We start from the raw sequence: 17,666 nt of genomic DNA on the forward strand, positions 1-17,666 counted from the left end.
GGTGGGGACCAGAGTGAACGCAACGCCGCTGAGCCCGGACGATCCGGCCGAGCTGGGCGGGTTCACGCTGCTGGGTCGGATCGGCCACGGCGGCATGGGCCAGGTCTACCTCGGCGAGTCCGCTGCCGGTGAGGCCGTCGCGGTGAAGGTGATCAAACCCACGGTCGTCGATTCGGAGACCCGGCAGCGGTTCGCCCAAGAGATCGAGGTCCTCAAGACGGTCTGGGGACCGCGCGTCGCCGCATTCGTGAAGGCCGACACGGAGTCGGAGCGGCCGTGGCTCGCGACCGAGTACGTGGAGGGACCCGACCTGCGTCGGCTTCTCGACACCCGGGGTGTTCTGTCGCCCCTGGCAGCCGCTTCGCTCGGAGCGACGCTTGCCGAGGCTCTGGCCGGAGTCCACAGCCAAGGGCTGCTGCACAGGGACCTCAAGCCGGCAAACATCCTGCTCGGCCCCAACGGCCCCAAGATCATCGACTTCGGCCTCGCCGTCTTCGCCGAGTCCAGCGCCTCCCTCACCGCGCCGAACATGGTGATGGGCACTCCCGCCTGCATGTCTCCGGAGCAGGCGAACGGGGAGAAACCGCTGACGGCCCCGGTGGACGTGTACGCGCTCGGGGCGGTGCTGCTCTTCATGAGCACGGGCCACTATCCGTACCAGGCCGACCACGTGCAGGTGCTGTTCAGCCACATCGTCAACCCCGAGAAGGCCCCCGATCTGTCGGGAGCCCCCGAGGAACTGGTCGGTCTCCTCTCGTCCATGCTCCGGTACGCGCAACACGACCGTCCGACGATGGACGAGGTCGTCACCGAGTGCGTTGCGGTCATCAAGGCGCACGGGGCGACCGTGGCCCAGGCCCGGCGGCAACTGGCCTCCCTGGCCAAGGTCGCGTACGAACCGCCGGAACCCTCCCCCGTACCGGCTCCTGCGTCACCGTCGACGGACGCCGAGGCCCTCGCTGAGGTGTCGACTCTCCTGGCCCCGAACCCGGCGGCCACGGCGCCGACCATCCCACTGCCGCAGCCGTCCGCCACCCCCGCCCACCCGCCGGGCTACACCCCGACGGTAGCGGTGGCCACCCCGGACACCGAGCCCGCGCCCGAAGCCGCACCGCAGCCCACACCCGCGCTGCGTCCCGGCCCCCGCCGTTCCGCCGCCGCGCTCCGGATCGCGGCGCAGTTGCGGGAGACGTACGCGTCGACGGCGTCGTTCTGAGCGGGACGGCACGCCGCGAGGCTCCGGGGCGCGCAGGACCGAGGTGACCCCCGCCCCTTGTCCGGAGCCGTGGCCCGCACGAAGATCTACACAGTTCAGCAGCTATCAGGAGGTACCGCGGGTGACCGCCCAGCAGTCCAGTCGGCATTCCGGTGGGCAGCCCGCCCCGAGCACCGGTACGAGTCTCCCGCCCGGCGCCCAGATCGTCGTACGCGACGAGGAATGGCTGGTCAAGAACGTCACCCGGACCGATCACGACGGCGACCGCATCGAGGCCGTCGGGATCTCCGAGTTCGTCCGCGATCAGGAGGCCGTCTTCTTCACCGGCCTGGAGCGCACCCGCGACGGCGCGCCCGGTATCGAGTTGATGGACCCCGCCAAGACCACTCTGATCAGCGACGACTCACCGAACTTCCGCCGCAGCCGGCTCTTCCTCGAAGCGATCCTGCGCAAGACCCCGCTGCCCCAGTCCGAGCGCGGCCTGGCCCTCGCCGACAGCTTCCTCCTCGACCCGCTCCCCTATCAGCAGCGGCCCGCGCAGCTCGCGCTCTCGGGCCGGAACCTGCGCCCCCGCATGTTGATCGCGGATGTAGTCGGCCTGGGCAAGACCCTGGAGATCGGACTCACCCTCGCGGAGCTGATCCGCCGCGGCCGCGGCGAGCGGATCCTCGTCGTGACCCCGCAGCACGTTCTGGAGCAGTTCCAACACGAGCTGTGGACACGGTTCGCCATCCCGCTGATCCGCCTCGACTCAGCGGGCATCGAGCGGATCCAGCGGGAGATCCCGGCCGGCCGCAACCCCTTCACGTTCTTCAAGCGCGTGATCGTCTCGATCGACACCCTCAAGAACACCGATCAGTACAAGCACCATCTGGAGCACATCCGGTGGGACGCCGTCGTCATCGACGAGTCGCACAACCTGATCAACCGCGGTTCGCTGCGCAACCAGCTCGCGCAGCTCCTCGCCCCGCAGACGGACGCCCTCATCCTCGCCAGCGCCACCCCGCACAACGGCAACGCCCGCTCGTTCGCCGAGCTGATCGCGCTGCTCGACCCGGCGGCGATCCGTGACCCGGAGCGTTACTCGGCCGAGGACATCAAGCACCTGTTCATCCGCCGCACCAAGGTCAGCGCCGAGGTACGGGAGAAGATGTCCGGCCAGTGGGCCGACCGAGGCCCTTCCGAGTCGGTGCACTGCCCGGCGACCCCGGCCGAGGAGAAGATCTTCGACGAGCTGGCTCAGGTATGGCTGCCCGCCGAGGGGCGCTCGGTGAGCGACGTCCCGCTCTTCCCGTACATCCTGCTCAAATCCTTCCTCTCCTCGCACGCCGCCCTGAGCTCCACGGTCGACACCCGCATCAAGACGCTGGAGAAGAAGAACGACCCTGACGCGACGGGCGCCGAACTGGCCGCCCTCCAGTATCTGCGGGAGCTGACGGCTGATCTGACCGCGCAGGATTCCGGCAAGTTCACCGCTCTCGTCGAGCAGTTGAAGGCGATCGGCGTCGGACCGCGCAGCGAGACACGTGTCGTGGTCTTCTCCGAGCGCGTCCAGACCCTGGAGTGGCTGCGGTCCGCCGTACCGGCCGCGCTCGGGTTCAAGGGCAAGGCCCTGGAGGAAGCGGCCCGCGTGATGCACGGCGGCCTGTCCGACGAGCAGCAGATGCAGTGCATCGAGGACTTCGGCCTCGCCGACGCACCCGTACGCATCCTCTTCACCGGTGATGTGGCATCCGAGGGTGTCAACCTCCACCGGCAGTGCCATCAGCTCATCCACTACGACGTTCCGTGGTCGCTGATCCGCATCGAGCAGCGCAACGGCCGTATCGACCGTTACGGGCAGGTCCACAAGCCTCAGTTCCGCGCCCTGATCCTGACCAGCGAGGTGGGCGGCGCGAAGGACGACCGCACGGTCGCCGAGCGTCTCCTCGAACGGGAGGACGAGGCACACCGCTCGCTCGGCACGGCGGAGGCGGTCTCCGGCCTGTACCGCGCGGAGGCCGAGGAGAAGTCGCTGATCCAGGACCTGCTCAAGGGCCGGACAGTCGACGAGTCGCTCCAGCACACCGCGGACGAGGCGGGCGGCGCGGACGATTTCCTGGCCGGCTTCTTCGCCCAGGTAGACGACGTGTCCGCCGAGCCCGCCGTCGCGGCTCCCGCATCGGACGAACCCTCGGCCGCCCCGCCGAAGGCCCACGTGCCCCGTCTCTTCACGACCACCCGCGAGTTCGTCGACGAGGCGGTACGGGAGGTCTTCCCGGACGCCCAGCAGTCCCTCGGGATGGACCGCGACCCCGAGAACGGCCTGATCTCCTTCAAGCCCCCGGCCGACCTGGTGCACCGGCTGAAGGCGCTGCCGCCCGACTACCGCCGCGAGCAGCGCCTGAGCGAGCGGCTGCTTGTCACCCTCAACCGCAAGCTGGCCGACCGCGCCCTCGTACGGGCCCGCGAGTCGGGCACCTCCAGCTGGCCGGAGATCTCCCTGCTCACCGACCTCCACCCGGTGGTGGAGTGGCTGACCGACAAGGTCCTGGTGAAACTGGGCCGCCAAGAGGCTCCGGTCGTCACGGCCGACGTCGATGCCCCCGTGTACCTCGTGCAGGGCATCTACTCCAATGCCCTCGGCCGCCCCACGGTCGTGAAATGGATGGCTGTCACCGGCGACCACGTCACGGACGACATGGTGGGGACACTGCGCGAGGCAGGCATCGGCCCGACCATGGCCAACCCCTTGCGGCCCCACGCCGTGGACAGCCTGCAGGCCGGCATCCCGGCCGCCCTGGAGGCAGCGGAGGCCTTCCTCTCGCGCCACAGCGCAGAGTGGGACAAGGCGCTCCTCGCCCCGATCGAGGAGTACCGGCAACGCCTTGGCCAGTGGGAACAACCCACCCTCGCGGGCGAGGAGACCAAGGACGACCTGTCCCGCCTCGCCGACTCCCTGCTGACGACGGGGCGGCCCATGCTGCGCGTCCTGGCCGTCCTCGATTCCGCCCACGGCTCCGCCGCGCACGCCTAGGAGAATCCCCATGACGTACGACTCCCTGGTCAACCGCGGTGACTACTTCTCCGCGCACTACCTGGCCGAGGTCTTCCCGAAGGACCTCAAGTCCGGTCTCCTCGCCGCCTGGAAGACCCGCGAGGAGGAGGCGAAGTCCTCTGAGTCCGTGGATCAGGAACCGGCCCCGGAAGCCCTCCCGGTCACCCCTCGTCTGGGGCTGCGCACCCTGCGCCGCCCCTACTTCCGCACCCGCGCCTTCTTCGCGGAGGCGGCGGTCACGCACGACGACGCGACGACCTACGACGCCCCCGAGTGGCGCGAGCGCGCGACCACTCTCAACGCGTCCGTCCTCCGCGCCCTCGGTTATGACGCCAAGCCCCGGACCCTGACGGTGTCCCGTGCGGACCACACGTACGAGATCCCGGTCGCGCACTCCGAACCGGGTCTGGTGGCGGTGGACTGCGGCTGGGCCGCCGAGCCGGACGCGGCCCTGGACCCGGACGGCTCCGGCCGCCTCCTCACCCCCGTACAGCTGGACGCGTCCGCCTCTCTCCGTACGGGCTCGAAGCTCGCCTCGTTCCTCTTCGCGAGCGAGGACGCGCCGCGGTACGTGCTGCTGCTCGCCGGCGGCGTGATCGTCCTCGCGGACCGGGCGGCATGGGGCGAGGGTCGCTACCTGGCGGCCTCCCTGGACACGGCCCTGGACCGCAACAACACCAAGGACGGCCAGGAACTCGACACCCTGGCCGCCCTGTTCGGCGCGGACTCGCTGCGCACTCCGGAGGAGGGCGGCGAGAACCCGCTCGCCGGGCTCGTCGACAAGTCCACGAAGCATGCCGTGGGCGTCTCGTCCGAACTCCGTGACGGCCTGCGCGAGTCGGTGGAACTCATCGCGAACGAGGTACTGGCACGGATCGCCGGCCATGAAGGCGTCCGTCTGGAGGACGTGAAGGAACTCCCGGAACTCGCCCGGCAGCTCACCCGCGAGTCGCTCCGCTACCTGTACCGCATCCTGTTCCTCCTGTACGCGGAGGCCCGCCCGGAGCTGGGCATCCTGCCGTCCGACTACCCGGAGTACCACCAGGGGTACGGCCTCGGCCGCCTCGGCGAACTCGTCGCGGAGCGGGACCTGGTGGGCGAGAAGGCCCGCGAGGGTGTCTACCTGTACGAGTCCCTGGACCTGCTCTTCAGCAAGGTCCAGGAGGGCTACCGGCCGCGCCGCACGCACGGGGTGGGCGCCAAGGACTCCGAAGACGTCGGCCTCCGCTTCGAGCCCCTGCACTCGAAGCTCTTCGAACCGGAGTCCATCCGCCTGATCGGCGCCGAGTCGGTCAAGGACCCCCGCCACGACGACGACTCGGACGACGGCCCGCGCTACCTGGACACCCGCCTCCGCAACGCGACCCTGTACAAGGTCCTGCGGAAACTGATGCTCACCCGGGGCAGGAAGGGCGAGCGCGGCGGCTTCATCTCGTACGCGCAGCTCGGCATCAACCAGCTGGGCGCGGTGTACGAGGGGCTGATGTCGTACGCGGGCTTCATCGCGGGCGAGGAACTGTACGAGGTCGCGAAGAACGGCGACCCGAAGGACGGCTCCTGGCTGATCCCGTCCTCGAAGGCCGACGAGTACGCGGATTCGGTCTTCGTACGCCGCCGGGACGAGGAGACGGGCGCGGATGTCCGGGTCCGGTACCGACCGGGCTCGTTCGTCTACCGGCTCTCGGGCCGCGACCGCCAGACCTCGGCCTCGTACTACACGCCGGAATCCCTGACGAAGGTCACGGTCCAGCTGGCCTTGCAGCACCGCCTCGACCAGGACGACACGGTCACGGCGGCCCGGGAACTCCTGGACTGGAAGATCTGCGAACCGGCCCTCGGCTCGGGCGCGTTCCTCAACGAGGCCATCAACCAGGTCGCGGCCGAGTACCTGCGCCGCCGGCAGGACGAGACCGGCCGGGCCATCGACACCGAGCAGTACCCGGTGGAGCTCCAGAAGGCCAAGGCGTACATCGCGCTGCACAACTCGTACGGCGTGGACCTCAACTCGACGGCGGTCGAGCTGGCCGAGGTCTCGTTGTGGCTGAACACGATGCACCCGGGCATGGAGGCGCCGTGGTTCGGCCTCCACCTGCGGCGGGGCAACTCCCTGATCGGCGGCCGGCGGGAGATCTACGGTCCGGACCGCCTGAAGAAGGGCGGCTGGCTGGGCGCCACGCCGGAACGCTTCCCGCTCACGGAGGCTTCGGCGGGCCTGCCGACCGGCTCGGTCCACCACTTCCTGCTCCCGGCGAAGGAGTGGGGCGCGGTCGCCGCCGAGAAGGAGGCGAAGGCCCTGGCCCCGGAGGAGGCGAAGGCCCTGGGCGCCTGGCGCAAGGCGATCACGAAGTCGCCGAGCGCGAAGCAGACGGCCCGGCTTCAGGGGCTCGCGCGTCGGGCGGAGTACCTGTGGCAGCTGGTGGTGCGTCGTCTGGAGATCTCCGAGCGGGACATCAGCCGCAGGATCGACGTCTGGGGTGCGGAGCCGGAGTGGCTGCGGCAGCCGGTGGAGGCAGTGCAGCGAGAAGAGGTCCTGGCGGACCTTGAGGCGGTGGACACGCCGTACTGGCGGCTGAAGACGCTGATGGACGCGTGGTCCGCGCTGTGGTTCTGGCCGGTCCGGGAGGCGTCGCTGCTGGATGGCACGAATCCCCGTTACCGGCAGGCGGCGGAGCTGGCGGAGCAGTCGGCCGTGTATGAGGTGGCGGTCTCGGGGGCGGAGGACGAGGACGAGAGCGCCGGTGTCCTGATGTCCTGGGAGGAGGAGGCGCTCCCCGGTTTCGGCACGGAGGCCAAGCAGCTGTCCTTGACCCAGGAGTCCGTGGCCAAGCGCCGGATGGGCCGCCGCAAGGAGTCAATCACTGAGCGGCGCCGCGAGGTGATCCCGCTGACGAACTTGGACGACTGGCTGGACTTCGCGGAGTCTCTGCTGGGGACGCAGGATGTGCCGGCGGAGTCGCTGATCGCGGAGTTCGAGTCGCTTACGGAGCTGACGCCGTATGAGGATGCGCTGCCGGACTTGATGGGGATGGACCGGTCCTACTGGCTGGAGTCCCGGTTCCCTTGGGCGGCTCGGGCGAAGGACATCGCTACCCAGCAGGGTTTCTTTCATTGGGAGTTGGAGTACGCGCAGGTCTTTGAGCGGGGCGGGTATGACTTGCAGGTGGGGAACCCGCCGTGGGTGCGGCCAGATTGGCAGGAGGACGTAGTCCTGGCTGAACTTGAACCATGGTTCACCCTGGAAGACAAACCCAGCGTAAGCGAATGGCGGATCCGTAAAGGCGAAATCCTTACCGACCGCGCACTTCATTACTTCCTGGGAGAGATGACTGCAAACACTGGCATGGTCGCGATGCTGAGTTCCACCGCAACCAATCCGTTGCTGCTGGGCACTCGACCTGATCTGTATAGAGCATTCATGTGTCGAGTTTGGGTAAATCTCGGATCGTCAGGAACCGCGGGAATGATCCATCCTGATACACATTTCGGCGGGGTCAAGGAGAAGGCCTTGCGCGGCGCAGCCTACAGGCACCTGCGGGTACATGCCGACTTCGTAAATAGGGGAAATCGCTTCTTCCCTCCACCTGTTCACCGAAACAAGCATTTTGGAATGCACATCTACGGAACTGCCCGCGAACCCGCCTTCTCACATCTCAGTTGGCTAGTAGAGCCCACAACCCTGACCGAGTCTATGAGCCACGAAGGCCAAGGGGCCGCACCTGGTACTCGCTTCAACGATGACTGGGATGCGCGTCCCCATCGCGCACGGATCATCCAGGTTGACATCGACACACTGACTCAGTGGCACCGTCTCGCAGGCACGGAAGACGCGTCCCCCCCGAGCCAGGCTGCGCTGCTGTACCCCATTTCCACTGACGAGCAAGGCGCCATCTCTGCCCTGGCTTCAACAACAGGTCGCCTGGGCCCGCATTCGCCCCGAATCAGCGTCGGCTATAACGAGACAACAGCCAAGCAGGAAGGCCTTATCCGCTGGTCCACCAGCACGCCTAAAAGCCTGGCAGAAGTAATCCTTCAAGGGCCACATTTCAGCATTGCAACCCCTCTGAGTAAGCAACCGAACATTCCCTGTCGCAGCAACCTGGACTACACCCACTGGGACCTGCCGAGCCTCGCCGAAGATGCGGTTCCAACCACTAACTACACTCGCGCCTGCGATCACGACCGATACATTGCGGCCCAAGACCATTGGGGCGACCGCCCCTACAGCGACTATTTTCGACTCGCTTGGCGCGTCATGATTCCACCAAGTAATGAGCGCAGTCTCTTCTCTGCCGTAATCCCCCCGGGGCCAGCACATGTTGACGCAGTCGGATCTCTGGCACTCTCAAACAATCGACTCACCTTCTTGAATGCGGGCTTCTGGAATTCCATCTCACTGGACTATCTGCTGCGGATCACCGGGCGCTCACACCTTCGCGCAGCCGAGGCCCACAAGATGCCATATGCAGTGCCGGACCACCCCTTGGCTACTCCTCTCCTGATCCGCACTCTTCGCCTGAACTGCCTCACAGACGCCTACGCAGCCGCCTGGGATGAACTATTCCACGCAACCTGGCCTCATTACGAAGATTGGGCAGTGAACTGGCCGAACACCGCTCCCCTTACTTCACACTTGACGTCCTCATGGGAGGTGAAAACACCACTGCGGACAGAATACGAGCGCCGCGCCGCTTTGGTGGAGATTGATGCACTCGTAGACGTCTGGCTGGGTATTACGAATGACCAGTTCGCGGCAATCTACAAGTCTCGATACCCCATCCTGTCCGACCGGGAGGATGCGATGTACTTTGACGCCAACGGCCGCAGGATCGCAGCGGATCCTTACGTATATGGACGCGGCCAGAAGAAGGAGACGTACTCGGCGCTCCTCGATCACATGGACAACCCAGCCACCACCCCACCGCCCGAGGGCTACACCGCACCCTTCTACAAGGCCGACCGTGAGACCGAGATGCGGGCCGCGCACGCGCACTTCTCCGCTCGCCTCGACGCGGAGATCGCTGCCGGCAGGTGGACACCGCCCGCGAAGGCCGACGCCTAGGAAGACGAACGGGCCACGCCAACCGAGGTTGGCGCGGCCCGCGTTGTCGTACAGGTCAGTGCGACGCGAAGGCAACGAACGTAGCCCACTGCTCCGCGTCGAAGCTCAGCACAGCCCCAGCCTTGTTCTTCGAGTCGCGGACGTGTACCGAACCAACGGCGCTCGCCACCTCCACGCACTCGCCGCCGTTCCCCGCGCTGTAACTGCTCGTGAACCAGTCCAAGTCCTGAGCCACCCGGCCAGCGACTACCTTGCTCATCTCTCTCCCAGCAGCTTCTCGATCAGTGCTTGCGACTCCCTCGGGGTGAGAGCCTGTGCTCGGATGATGCCGTACGCCGCTTCCAGCTCCCGCACCTTGCCACGCTCAGTGTGAACGTGGCTGTCACCTTGCACCTCGGTGTAGGAGATCCTCCGCCCATCCTTGGTTTCCATCAAGGTGAAGGGCCCGGCCAGCCCTGCATGTTCCTCACGCTCAATCGGCATGACCTGGACCGCAACATTGCGCCGCTGGCCGACGAGCAGGATCTGCTCCAGCTGTCCACACATCACTCCTGCCCCACCAATGGGACGCCTGAGTACGGACTCCTCGATCACGAAGCTGATGGTGGGCATGGGTGTCCGGGAAAGGATCACCTGGCGGGCCAGTCGGGCCGAGACTCCTTCCTCCATGGCCGCCTCGCTCAGCAGGGGCATCCACATACCGAACACCGCCCGCGCGTACTCCTCCGTCTGCAACAGCCCAGGAATCGCCTGCACCGCGTACACGTGCAGTTCCACGGCCTCCTTCTCCAGCTTCGCCGCGCCCCGGAAGAACGCCGGGTACTGCGCCCGCGCCACCTCCTCCTTCATCTCCTTCAAGATGCCGCGCGCACCCAGCAACTCATCCGCCTGGTCGATGAACTTCCCCGGCGGGATCCGCTTGCCCTGCTCGTACGCCGCGATGGTCGACGCCGAGTACCCCGTACCCGCCCCGAACTCCGCCCGGTCCAGCCCCGCCCACTCCCGGAACCGCTTCAGCTGCCGCCCGAACACCTGAAGGATGCCCGAAGCCCCCTGCTCGGCCTCGTGCCCGGCTTCCACTTCCCGATCGTCCATGATCCGTGCCTCCCACGCCCAACGCCCCGGCTGTCCCACCGGTCACGCTCCGTACCGCCCACACCCTCCGCACCGACGCATACAGCCCGCACCCGTCCGCGCGTCACTCCTGGTCAACGGTACTCACGCAGCGCCACCGTTGGCGGCATGAAATCCACAACTCACCCCACCCAGCCCTCGCGCGAACTCCACGCTTCCGGCCAGGAGTTCGACATGCGTTTCACATCCACCCCACGCGGCGCCCGGCTCGCCCGGCGCCTCGTCTCGCACCGGCTCCACGAGTGGGGCCACCCGTACGACACGACCGCCAACGACACCGTCACCCTCATCGCCGCCGAGCTCGCCGCGAACGCCGTACGCCACGGTCATGTCCCCGGCCGGGACTTCCACCTCCGCCTGACCATCGACGCGGACGCCGACTCCGGCTCCACAACCATCCGTATCGAGGTCACCGACACCCGCACCGAGCGGATTCCCGTCCTCGCCTCCCCCATGCCGGACGCCGAAGCCGGCCGCGGCCTGCTCCTCGTGGCAGCCCTCGCGACCCGCTGGGGCACCACACCCCGCACCGCCGCTCCCGGCAAGACCGTCTGGGCGGAGATCAGCACCCCGCCGGACCGCTGATCCCATACGCTGCTCACCGTGGTCTACGCAATCTCCCTCTCCGCGGCAGAACTCGACGACATCGACTGGCAGTTGCAGCTGGACCAGTTCATGGGCAAGACCATGGGTTCGTCCATGCGGCCACGAGACCTGTCTCCCCAGGTCACGCTCGTGTTCGCGCGTACCCGCCCCGCGTCAGGCACCGCGGGCCCCGCCTACCAGCTGCGCTGGCTCGGCGTGGTGAAACACCCCAAGGGCAGAAAGATCGCCACCAGGGACGCCCTGATCAGAGTGGAACCGCTGTGGCGCAGTCCCGCGCGGGTGGAGCTGACCGCAGTGACATCGTCGCTGTGCCGGGAGGATGCCGCAGAACTCGCCTCCGTGCTCTCCAGCGAAGTTGCTGTACTCCCCGAGGAGCTCGGTCAGCGCCTCGTAGCCGCACTACGCGAGCAAGGACCGCGGTTCGCCGAGCTCCTCGACCGTCTGACCAGCGTCGCGAATCAGGCCCCCTTCGACAGTTCCCGCGTAGAGGACCGCTCCTGGCAGGAGCAATACGACTCCGCGCGCCTTGCGCTCACCATCGGCGAGTTCCCTCTCGCTCCTCTCAGCGCGTGGCTCCGTCCTTCGAGTCGCCACGACACGTACCTCGCCGGGCTGATCCCCGAACCCACCGAACAGAGTCTGATCGAGCACGATGCCGCCCACTCCATTCCCGGCCCGCGGCTCCTGCGGCCCTGGGACGGCCCGGACTTCCGCTGCGACATCCACGTCTTCGAACACGAAGGGCGGTACATCGAAGTCGCCAACGTCAACGCCACTCCAGTTGAGGGGCGGCTGGGCAGCGACCTGATCTATTACCACGAGGCCACCGGAAGCTTCGTGATGGTCCAGTACAAACGCCTCCCCTCCGCCGAGCGCTGGGTGTACGTGGACGACCGCCTGCGCGACCAGCTCGACCGGCTGGAGGCCGTGGCGCAGGCCAGTCGGCGGCCCCACGCTCCTCACGACTGGCGGCTGGGCAGCGATCCCTGCTTCCTCAAGCTCGCCTACTGGCCGGAGGACAGCCAAGCCGACCCCGGTGGTCCCGCAGCGGGCATGTACCTACCGTTGTCCTACGTACGCCTGCTCCTCCAGGACGACTGCACCCTGGGACCGAACGGCGGCAGACGCCTCGGCTACTCCTACGCCGACCGGCACTTGATCAACAGCCAGTTCGTCGAGCTCGTCAAGCACGGCCTGGCCGGGACCGTGGGCACGTCCCGGGAGGAACTACTCGCCCTGGGGTCGGAGCGCGCCTTGGAGGGGTACTCCGTCACCATCGCGGCGGAACTCGGGGACGGTCGCCACCCCGGGGAGACGGTACGGGAGCGACAACGGCGCGCCCACTCCCGTAAGGCCGGTAAACGCCAGGCCAAGAAGCGTGCCCCCGCCACTCTCTCGAAGGTCGGCAAGTCGAAGCCGGCACTGCTCGGGGACCAGATGTCGTTCTTCGAACCCGACGAGGGCCACCCGGGCTGACAGAGGTCAGCCGTCCTTCGGCAGAGTCCCGTACGAGAAGGTGCACCGGACCCGGCCGTCGGCCGCAGGAACGAGGCGTACCTGTTCGGCGGCCATCTGTATCGCCGTGCCGGCCGGCTCGTCCCAGAGCGACACCGTTCCTCCGGCCTCCCCGAACGACAGGTACGGATGCTCGGGTTTCAGAACGCCACCCCGGCTGCCGAGTTTCGCTGCGGGAACGGTCGGCTCGACGCACATCCACTCCGGTTCCACCCCGAAGTACGAAGGTGGCGCCGTCTTCCGGACCGCAGCCGTACGGAAGTCCTCCACCGCCTCCTGAGCCGAGTCCAGCGCCTCCAACCCACACACCGCCACCACGGTCAACTGAATACACACGTACAGCGGAACCCCCAGCCGCTCGACGGGGCTGACGAACGATGCGTGCACATGTTTCGCGATGCCCCAGAGCGCCGGGACGAACAGCGCGTAGCTGAGCAGGCTCAACAGCTTCACCGCCGACGTGGCCTGCCAGAGCCCGGGGACGTCGAGGTCATCGGGTGCCACGCCGAGACTGTCCGCGTACAGCGCGTGCAGCACCGATCCGGAGGCCACCACACATGACACGACAACCGCGAAGACGAGGGGCGCCACCCAGGCGAGCCATTCGCCCCACGTCCACTGGCGGACGAGCAGCCAGATCCCTGCCACCGTCGCCGTGACGGCGAAGGCCGACAGCATCTGCGCCGGAGTCCAGGCCCTGCCGTCCTCCGTGCCCACGCCGGAGGAGAGGGCGAGGAGGAGCACCGCCGTCACACCGCACACGAGGAGACTCACCACGCGGCCGCCGACAGCGAACAGGCGATAAGCAACCCGGGCTCCCCCGACGAAGCACAGCACCGCGATGCCGGCCCACACCCATGTCCGCACACCGCTGTGCTGCCGGGCGACCGCCGCGCAGAAGACCATCGCGAGCAGCCATGCCACTGTGCGGAACGCACGTTGCCACCCGTCCTCCTCTCGGCGTGGAACGATATGGCTTCGCTCCCGGCCGCCGTGGAACGGCCGTACATCGACGGCAGCCGTGGGAGCGGCACCTCCGGGCAGGTTTATTCTTGAGAGCCGACGGGCTTCCGACGCCGTGCCTGTGACCACCATGCCGGTGTCGTGGTAGCCGCACCTCTCCGAAATGCGCGCACGGGACACTGCGGCCGCGCGGCGCAGTCTCGCCATGCGTGTCAGGGGCCTCGGGGCGGGTGCGCGAGGTGGTCCGTGATCCACGGTATGCACCCGCCAACCGGTCAGCTGCTCCCGGTCCCGGTCGACCAGCTCGCAGCGCCGGGCGTACATCTCCAGCCCGGCCACCCTTGCCAACTTCTCCACCCGCCAGGCTGCCGCCCGCTCGGTACGCCGGTTACGGGCTCCGAAGAAGCGCACCTCGACGGAGTACAAGCGTGCCGAGGCGGCCTCGCACAGCACACCCCGCGACGGGCCCTCACCACGGGCGAACGCAGTCACGACCGGCCAGCCCCGCTGGTCGAACACCCGCTCCGCCTCGTCCCAGTCGCGTTGGTCCCCGCGTACCTCGACGAGTACCAGCACACGCTGGTCGTAGCGTTTCCCCAGCACCAGCTCCCCCTCTCACCGGGCTCCGAAGGTACAGCGACCTACGATGTGACGGTCACGGTGGTAGGAAGCCACTCCTACGAGGGAACGGACGCGAAGACATGTCTCCGGAGGACAGCGGCAGCAACCGCGCACCCCAGCCGAAGGACCAGCTGTCCCTGTACGGCCGCTACCTGGACGAGGCGTCCGCCGAGGACAGCGGGGGCTTCCTGGTGGAGATCGGGGCCGGCGGCCGGAGCACCGATGTCGAGCTGGAGCAGCCCGGCGAGGAGCCGGACAGCGCGGACGAGCGGATCACGGCGCCGTACGACCCGTCCAAGATCGAGATTCAGACCCTCAACCCGACGATCAACCTGCTGATCTCCCGGCTGGTCAACGGGATGATCGACCTCGCCCCGGACTTTCAGCGCAAGGCGGGCATCTGGTCGGACGAGCAGCAGAGTCGGCTGATCGAGTCCCTGCTCCTGCGTATCCCCATCCCCTCCTTCTACGCCTCCGAACTGACCGACAGTTCATGGGCCCAGGACAGTTCCTGGGCGATCGTCGACGGCATCCAGCGCCTCACCGCGATTGCGCGGTTCATCGCACCCGAAGCACTGGCGGAGGCGGGGGTGAAGTCCGGGCCGCTCAAGCTGCGCGGCCTGGAGTACCTCAAGAAGGACTTCGAGGGCAAGGGGTACGACGATCTGTCGGGGCGCATGCAGATCCGTCTCAACGAGAGCCAGGTCGTCGTTCACCTCATCCGTCCGGGGACTCCGGACGAGGTCAAGTTCAACATTTTTGCGCGTATCAACACCGGTGGCCTCCCGCTGACCCGCCAGGAGATCCGGCACGCACTCGTTCCGGGACCGGCTCGCACGCTCCTGTCCTCGCTCGCCGAGTCGCAGGAGTTCGCCTCGGCCACCAGCTATGGCGTCTACAGCGAGCGGATGGCTGACCGCGAAATGGTGCTGCGCTATCTCGCCTTCCGGCTCACCGACCCCAACCTGTTCAGAAGTCAGGACTTCGACCAGTTCCTCGCTCTCACCATGCGCCAGGTCAACCGGCTCACCGATGACGAGCGGGAGGCTCACGCCCACGGCTTCCGACGGGCCATGGTCACGGCCGAGAAGATCTTCGAAGGCCATGCCTTCCGCAAACTGTTCCCCGGCCAGACCCGGCGCTACCCGGTCAACAAGGCCATCTTCGAGACGGTTTCCGTGAATCTGGCCGCTCTCTCCGACCGTGAACGGTCTGCCTTGGTAGCGTGCCGTGAACAGGTGGTCGAGGGCTTCCAGCAGCTCATGACCGACCGGAACTTCGAGCGGGCCGTGTCCGTGGGAACCGGCGACCGGGTCAAGGTGGTCGACCGCTTCGCCAAGGTGCGCGAACTCTTCCGCACCGTCCTGGAGAACCTCGGGGGCACCAACCAGTGATCGAACAATTGTCACTGACCAACTTCAAAGCGTTCCAGTCCGCCGACATCCGGCTGGCCCCGGTCACTCTCCTCACCGGACTCAATTCCTCGGGCAAGAGCACGGTCCTGCAGTCCCTGGCGTTGCTGCGCCAGTCGTACGACTCGGGCATCCTCATGTCCACCGACGGGGACACCGATATCCACGGGGGCCTTCTCCTCGACGGTGACCTCGTGGAACTGGGAACCGGGCAGGACCTGCTGCACGAAGACTTCACCACGGAGCAGCCGGGCAGGGACCCGGCAATCTCCATCGCCTTCGAGACTGCCGACAAGAAGACGTACACCTGGTCTGCTCGGTACGCGCCCGAACAGGACGTACTGCCGCTGGAAATTTCCACGCGGAAGGCGGACTGGGGTGACGTCCCCCTCTTCTCTCGGCACTTCCAGTACCTCAAGGCCGACAGGATTGTGCCCGCCACGACTTATCCCCGTTCCCACCATCAGGCGATCGGCCGTGGCTTTCTCGGATCCCGTGGCGAACATGCCGTCAACTTTCTCCGGCATCACGCCCAATACGTTGTGCCGGAAGGGGACCCGCTCCGACACCCGGGAGCCGGCGGACACACCCTGCTCGACCATGTCGTCGCATGGATGCAGGAGCTCTGCCCGGGGGTCAACCTCGAAACCTCGGAGATTCCCGGGATCGACTCGGTACGTCTCAGCTTCGGGTTCGGCGGCACCGCAGGCCTGAACTCCACCCGCCGCCGACGCCCGACGAACGTCGGCTTCGGTCTCACGTACGCCCTCCCCATCGTCGTGGCCTGCCTCACCGCCGGGCCCGGCAGCCTCATCCTGCTGGAGAACCCCGAGGCGCACCTCCACCCGCGCGGGCAGTCCCGTATGGCCTCCCTCATCGCCGCCGCAGCGTCCGCCGGTGCACAGCTCGTCGTCGAGACCCACAGCGACCACGTACTCGACGGAACCCGGCTCGCGGTCAAGCAGGGGCGGCTTGCGGCCTCGGACACCGCGGTCCACTTCTTCCGTGGCAACGGGGCCGGGGCGGAGATCATCTCTCCGACGGTCGCCGAGGACGGATCGCTCTCCGAATGGCCGGAGGGCTTCTTCGACGAGTCGGAGAACACGCTCGACCAGCTGCTGGGCTGACCGCCCGCCTGTCAGTTCCGGAAGCCACAAGGGGGGCGCTTCATAGTGCTCATGTTCTTCAACGAGAGATCCTGCGTCTCCGACTGCTCGCAGGACGAGGCCGGGCAGGCCATGCGCGAATTTGTGAAGGTCTGCCAGGCAGTCAGACGGGTGGACAACGGAGCGAGTCTCGTCAGCGAGGTCCGGCTGGAGGACCTGGAGATCGCTCCCGGCTACTACCTCGCCCAGTGGCGGAACGAGAGCCGGAACCGGGACCACTGGCGGTTCATGCGGCTGCTCAACCGCAAGGCCCCGCACTCCTCGGTGCTGCCGGCCCCTCCCGAGGATCAGGAGGTCGAGTACCGTCACGACGGCGACCGGGTTCTCGGGCTCGCCGCCGCCCATCTCATGGACACGCTGGCCGTCAGCCTCCCCACCGCCCGGCCCTGGGACGCCTCCTGGCTGAGCGTCGAGTACGTACTCGTCGACGAGGACGACGTCCAGGAGGACAGCGGGGAGGTCCGGCACGCCTCGGCACCCGAGCACGTCGCGGAACACGCCGACTGGATACGCGAGAGCGCCGCGAACGCCGTCACCTCCGGCACGCAGCTGTGGGAGGAACGCGAGAGTCTCTTCGCCTCGCTCCAGTTCGCCCCTGGGGTGGAGGACAATCTGACCAACCTGCCAGGAATCTCCGTCTCCTCGGTCCGGGCGGCGCTTCTCTCGCTCAATGCGGCGGCCGAGGCATGGAAGCCCGGCGACTCGGAACCTGTCTGGCCCATCAAGGTGGTCCCCGAGAGCGACACCCGGATCAGACTCGGGCTGTGCAACTTCACCGACACGGACGGGGAGAAGCGGCTGTTCAGCCTCCACACCCGGTTCCGACCGAGGCCCGGCCGCATCCACCTACGGGTGGTCACCGAGGAGGGCCGCGTACGTATCGGCTACATCGGCCGGAAGCGCCTGGAGGAGGGTGTCCCGCGCAGCTCGCGGTGAG

Annotated in this window: 11 protein-coding genes; 8 read left to right on the plus strand and 3 right to left on the minus strand. The window is 67.4% G+C overall.

Features of this window, described 5'->3' with window-relative positions:
* Nucleotides 1-13: 13 nt before the first annotated feature.
* The 3 genes from ACZ32T_RS30185 to ACZ32T_RS30195 all read left to right on the plus strand — a co-directional run bounded on the left by ACZ32T_RS30185 (nucleotide 14) and on the right by ACZ32T_RS30195 (nucleotide 9,312).
* A complete protein-coding gene (locus tag ACZ32T_RS30185; RefSeq protein WP_467370164.1) occupies nucleotides 14-1,216 on the plus strand; it encodes a serine/threonine-protein kinase in 1,203 nt (400 codons plus the stop codon).
* 121 nt (nucleotides 1,217-1,337) lie between these two features.
* Complete coding sequence (locus tag ACZ32T_RS30190; protein ID WP_467370168.1) at nucleotides 1,338-4,232, plus strand: SNF2-related protein; 2,895 nt, start codon at nucleotides 1,338-1,340, stop codon at nucleotides 4,230-4,232.
* 10 nt (nucleotides 4,233-4,242) lie between these two features.
* Nucleotides 4,243-9,312 carry a class I SAM-dependent DNA methyltransferase gene (locus ACZ32T_RS30195; RefSeq protein WP_467370169.1) on the plus strand — a complete coding sequence of 1,690 codons (5,070 nt, stop codon included), beginning with the start codon at nucleotides 4,243-4,245 and terminating at the stop codon, nucleotides 9,310-9,312.
* Between the two features lie 55 nt (nucleotides 9,313-9,367).
* Here ACZ32T_RS30195 and ACZ32T_RS30200 read toward each other — a convergent pair whose 3' ends face one another.
* Both ACZ32T_RS30200 and ACZ32T_RS30205 read right to left on the minus strand, forming a co-directional pair.
* Nucleotides 9,368-9,571: a DUF397 domain-containing protein gene (locus tag ACZ32T_RS30200; RefSeq protein ID WP_467370171.1), complete on the minus strand. Its 204-nt coding sequence runs from the start codon at nucleotides 9,569-9,571 to the stop codon at nucleotides 9,368-9,370.
* Complete coding sequence (locus tag ACZ32T_RS30205; RefSeq protein ID WP_467370173.1) at nucleotides 9,568-10,407, minus strand: helix-turn-helix domain-containing protein; 840 nt, start codon at nucleotides 10,405-10,407, stop codon at nucleotides 9,568-9,570. The genes ACZ32T_RS30200 and ACZ32T_RS30205 overlap by 4 nt, the downstream gene beginning before the upstream one ends.
* 147 nt (nucleotides 10,408-10,554) lie before the next feature.
* Between ACZ32T_RS30205 and ACZ32T_RS30210 the strand changes: the two genes are divergently transcribed.
* Together ACZ32T_RS30210 and ACZ32T_RS30215 are read left to right on the plus strand one after the other, a co-directional pair.
* Entirely contained in the window at nucleotides 10,555-11,031 is a 477-nt protein-coding gene (locus ACZ32T_RS30210) for an ATP-binding protein (protein WP_467370177.1), read from the plus strand.
* 18 nt (nucleotides 11,032-11,049) lie between these two features.
* Nucleotides 11,050-12,528, plus strand: coding sequence for a hypothetical protein (locus tag ACZ32T_RS30215; RefSeq protein ID WP_467370179.1), 1,479 nt, complete (start codon nucleotides 11,050-11,052; stop codon nucleotides 12,526-12,528).
* Between the two features lie 6 nt (nucleotides 12,529-12,534).
* On the opposite strand, the gene ACZ32T_RS30220 is transcribed toward ACZ32T_RS30215, so the two are convergent.
* Nucleotides 12,535-14,133 (minus strand): NnrS multi-domain protein, encoded by a 1,599-nt coding sequence (locus ACZ32T_RS30220; RefSeq protein WP_467370182.1) that lies wholly within the window; start codon nucleotides 14,131-14,133, stop codon nucleotides 12,535-12,537.
* 98 nt (nucleotides 14,134-14,231) lie between these two features.
* Here ACZ32T_RS30220 and ACZ32T_RS30225 point away from each other — a divergent pair, with 98 nt between their 5' ends.
* The 3 genes from ACZ32T_RS30225 to ACZ32T_RS30235 are packed head-to-tail and all read left to right on the plus strand — an operon-like array spanning nucleotide 14,232 to nucleotide 17,665.
* Nucleotides 14,232-15,545, plus strand: coding sequence for a GmrSD restriction endonuclease domain-containing protein (locus ACZ32T_RS30225; protein ID WP_467370185.1), 1,314 nt, complete (start codon nucleotides 14,232-14,234; stop codon nucleotides 15,543-15,545).
* 8 nt (nucleotides 15,546-15,553) lie between these two features.
* Nucleotides 15,554-16,690, plus strand: coding sequence for an AAA family ATPase (locus tag ACZ32T_RS30230; protein WP_467370188.1), 1,137 nt, complete (start codon nucleotides 15,554-15,556; stop codon nucleotides 16,688-16,690).
* A 51-nt stretch (nucleotides 16,691-16,741) separates the two neighbouring features.
* Nucleotides 16,742-17,665 (plus strand): hypothetical protein, encoded by a 924-nt coding sequence (locus ACZ32T_RS30235; protein WP_467370191.1) that lies wholly within the window; start codon nucleotides 16,742-16,744, stop codon nucleotides 17,663-17,665.
* Nucleotide 17,666 lies beyond the last annotated feature (1 nt).

The sequence above is a fragment of the Streptomyces sp. NPDC023573 genome, from assembly GCF_055559735.1.

Excerpts from the sequence above, each read along its gene's own strand:
- ACZ32T_RS30205 (WP_467370173.1), bottom strand. The coding sequence starts at position 10,407 with ATGGACGATCGGGAAGTGGAAGCCGGGCACGAGGCCGAGCAGGGGGCT.
- ACZ32T_RS30225 (WP_467370185.1), top strand. The coding sequence starts at position 14,232 with ATGTCTCCGGAGGACAGCGGCAGCAACCGCGCACCCCAGCCGAAGGAC.
- ACZ32T_RS30235 (WP_467370191.1), top strand. The coding sequence starts at position 16,742 with ATGTTCTTCAACGAGAGATCCTGCGTCTCCGACTGCTCGCAGGACGAG.
- ACZ32T_RS30210 (WP_467370177.1), top strand. The coding sequence starts at position 10,555 with ATGAAATCCACAACTCACCCCACCCAGCCCTCGCGCGAACTCCACGCT.
- ACZ32T_RS30195 (WP_467370169.1), top strand. The coding sequence starts at position 4,243 with ATGACGTACGACTCCCTGGTCAACCGCGGTGACTACTTCTCCGCGCAC.
- ACZ32T_RS30200 (WP_467370171.1), bottom strand. The coding sequence starts at position 9,571 with ATGAGCAAGGTAGTCGCTGGCCGGGTGGCTCAGGACTTGGACTGGTTC.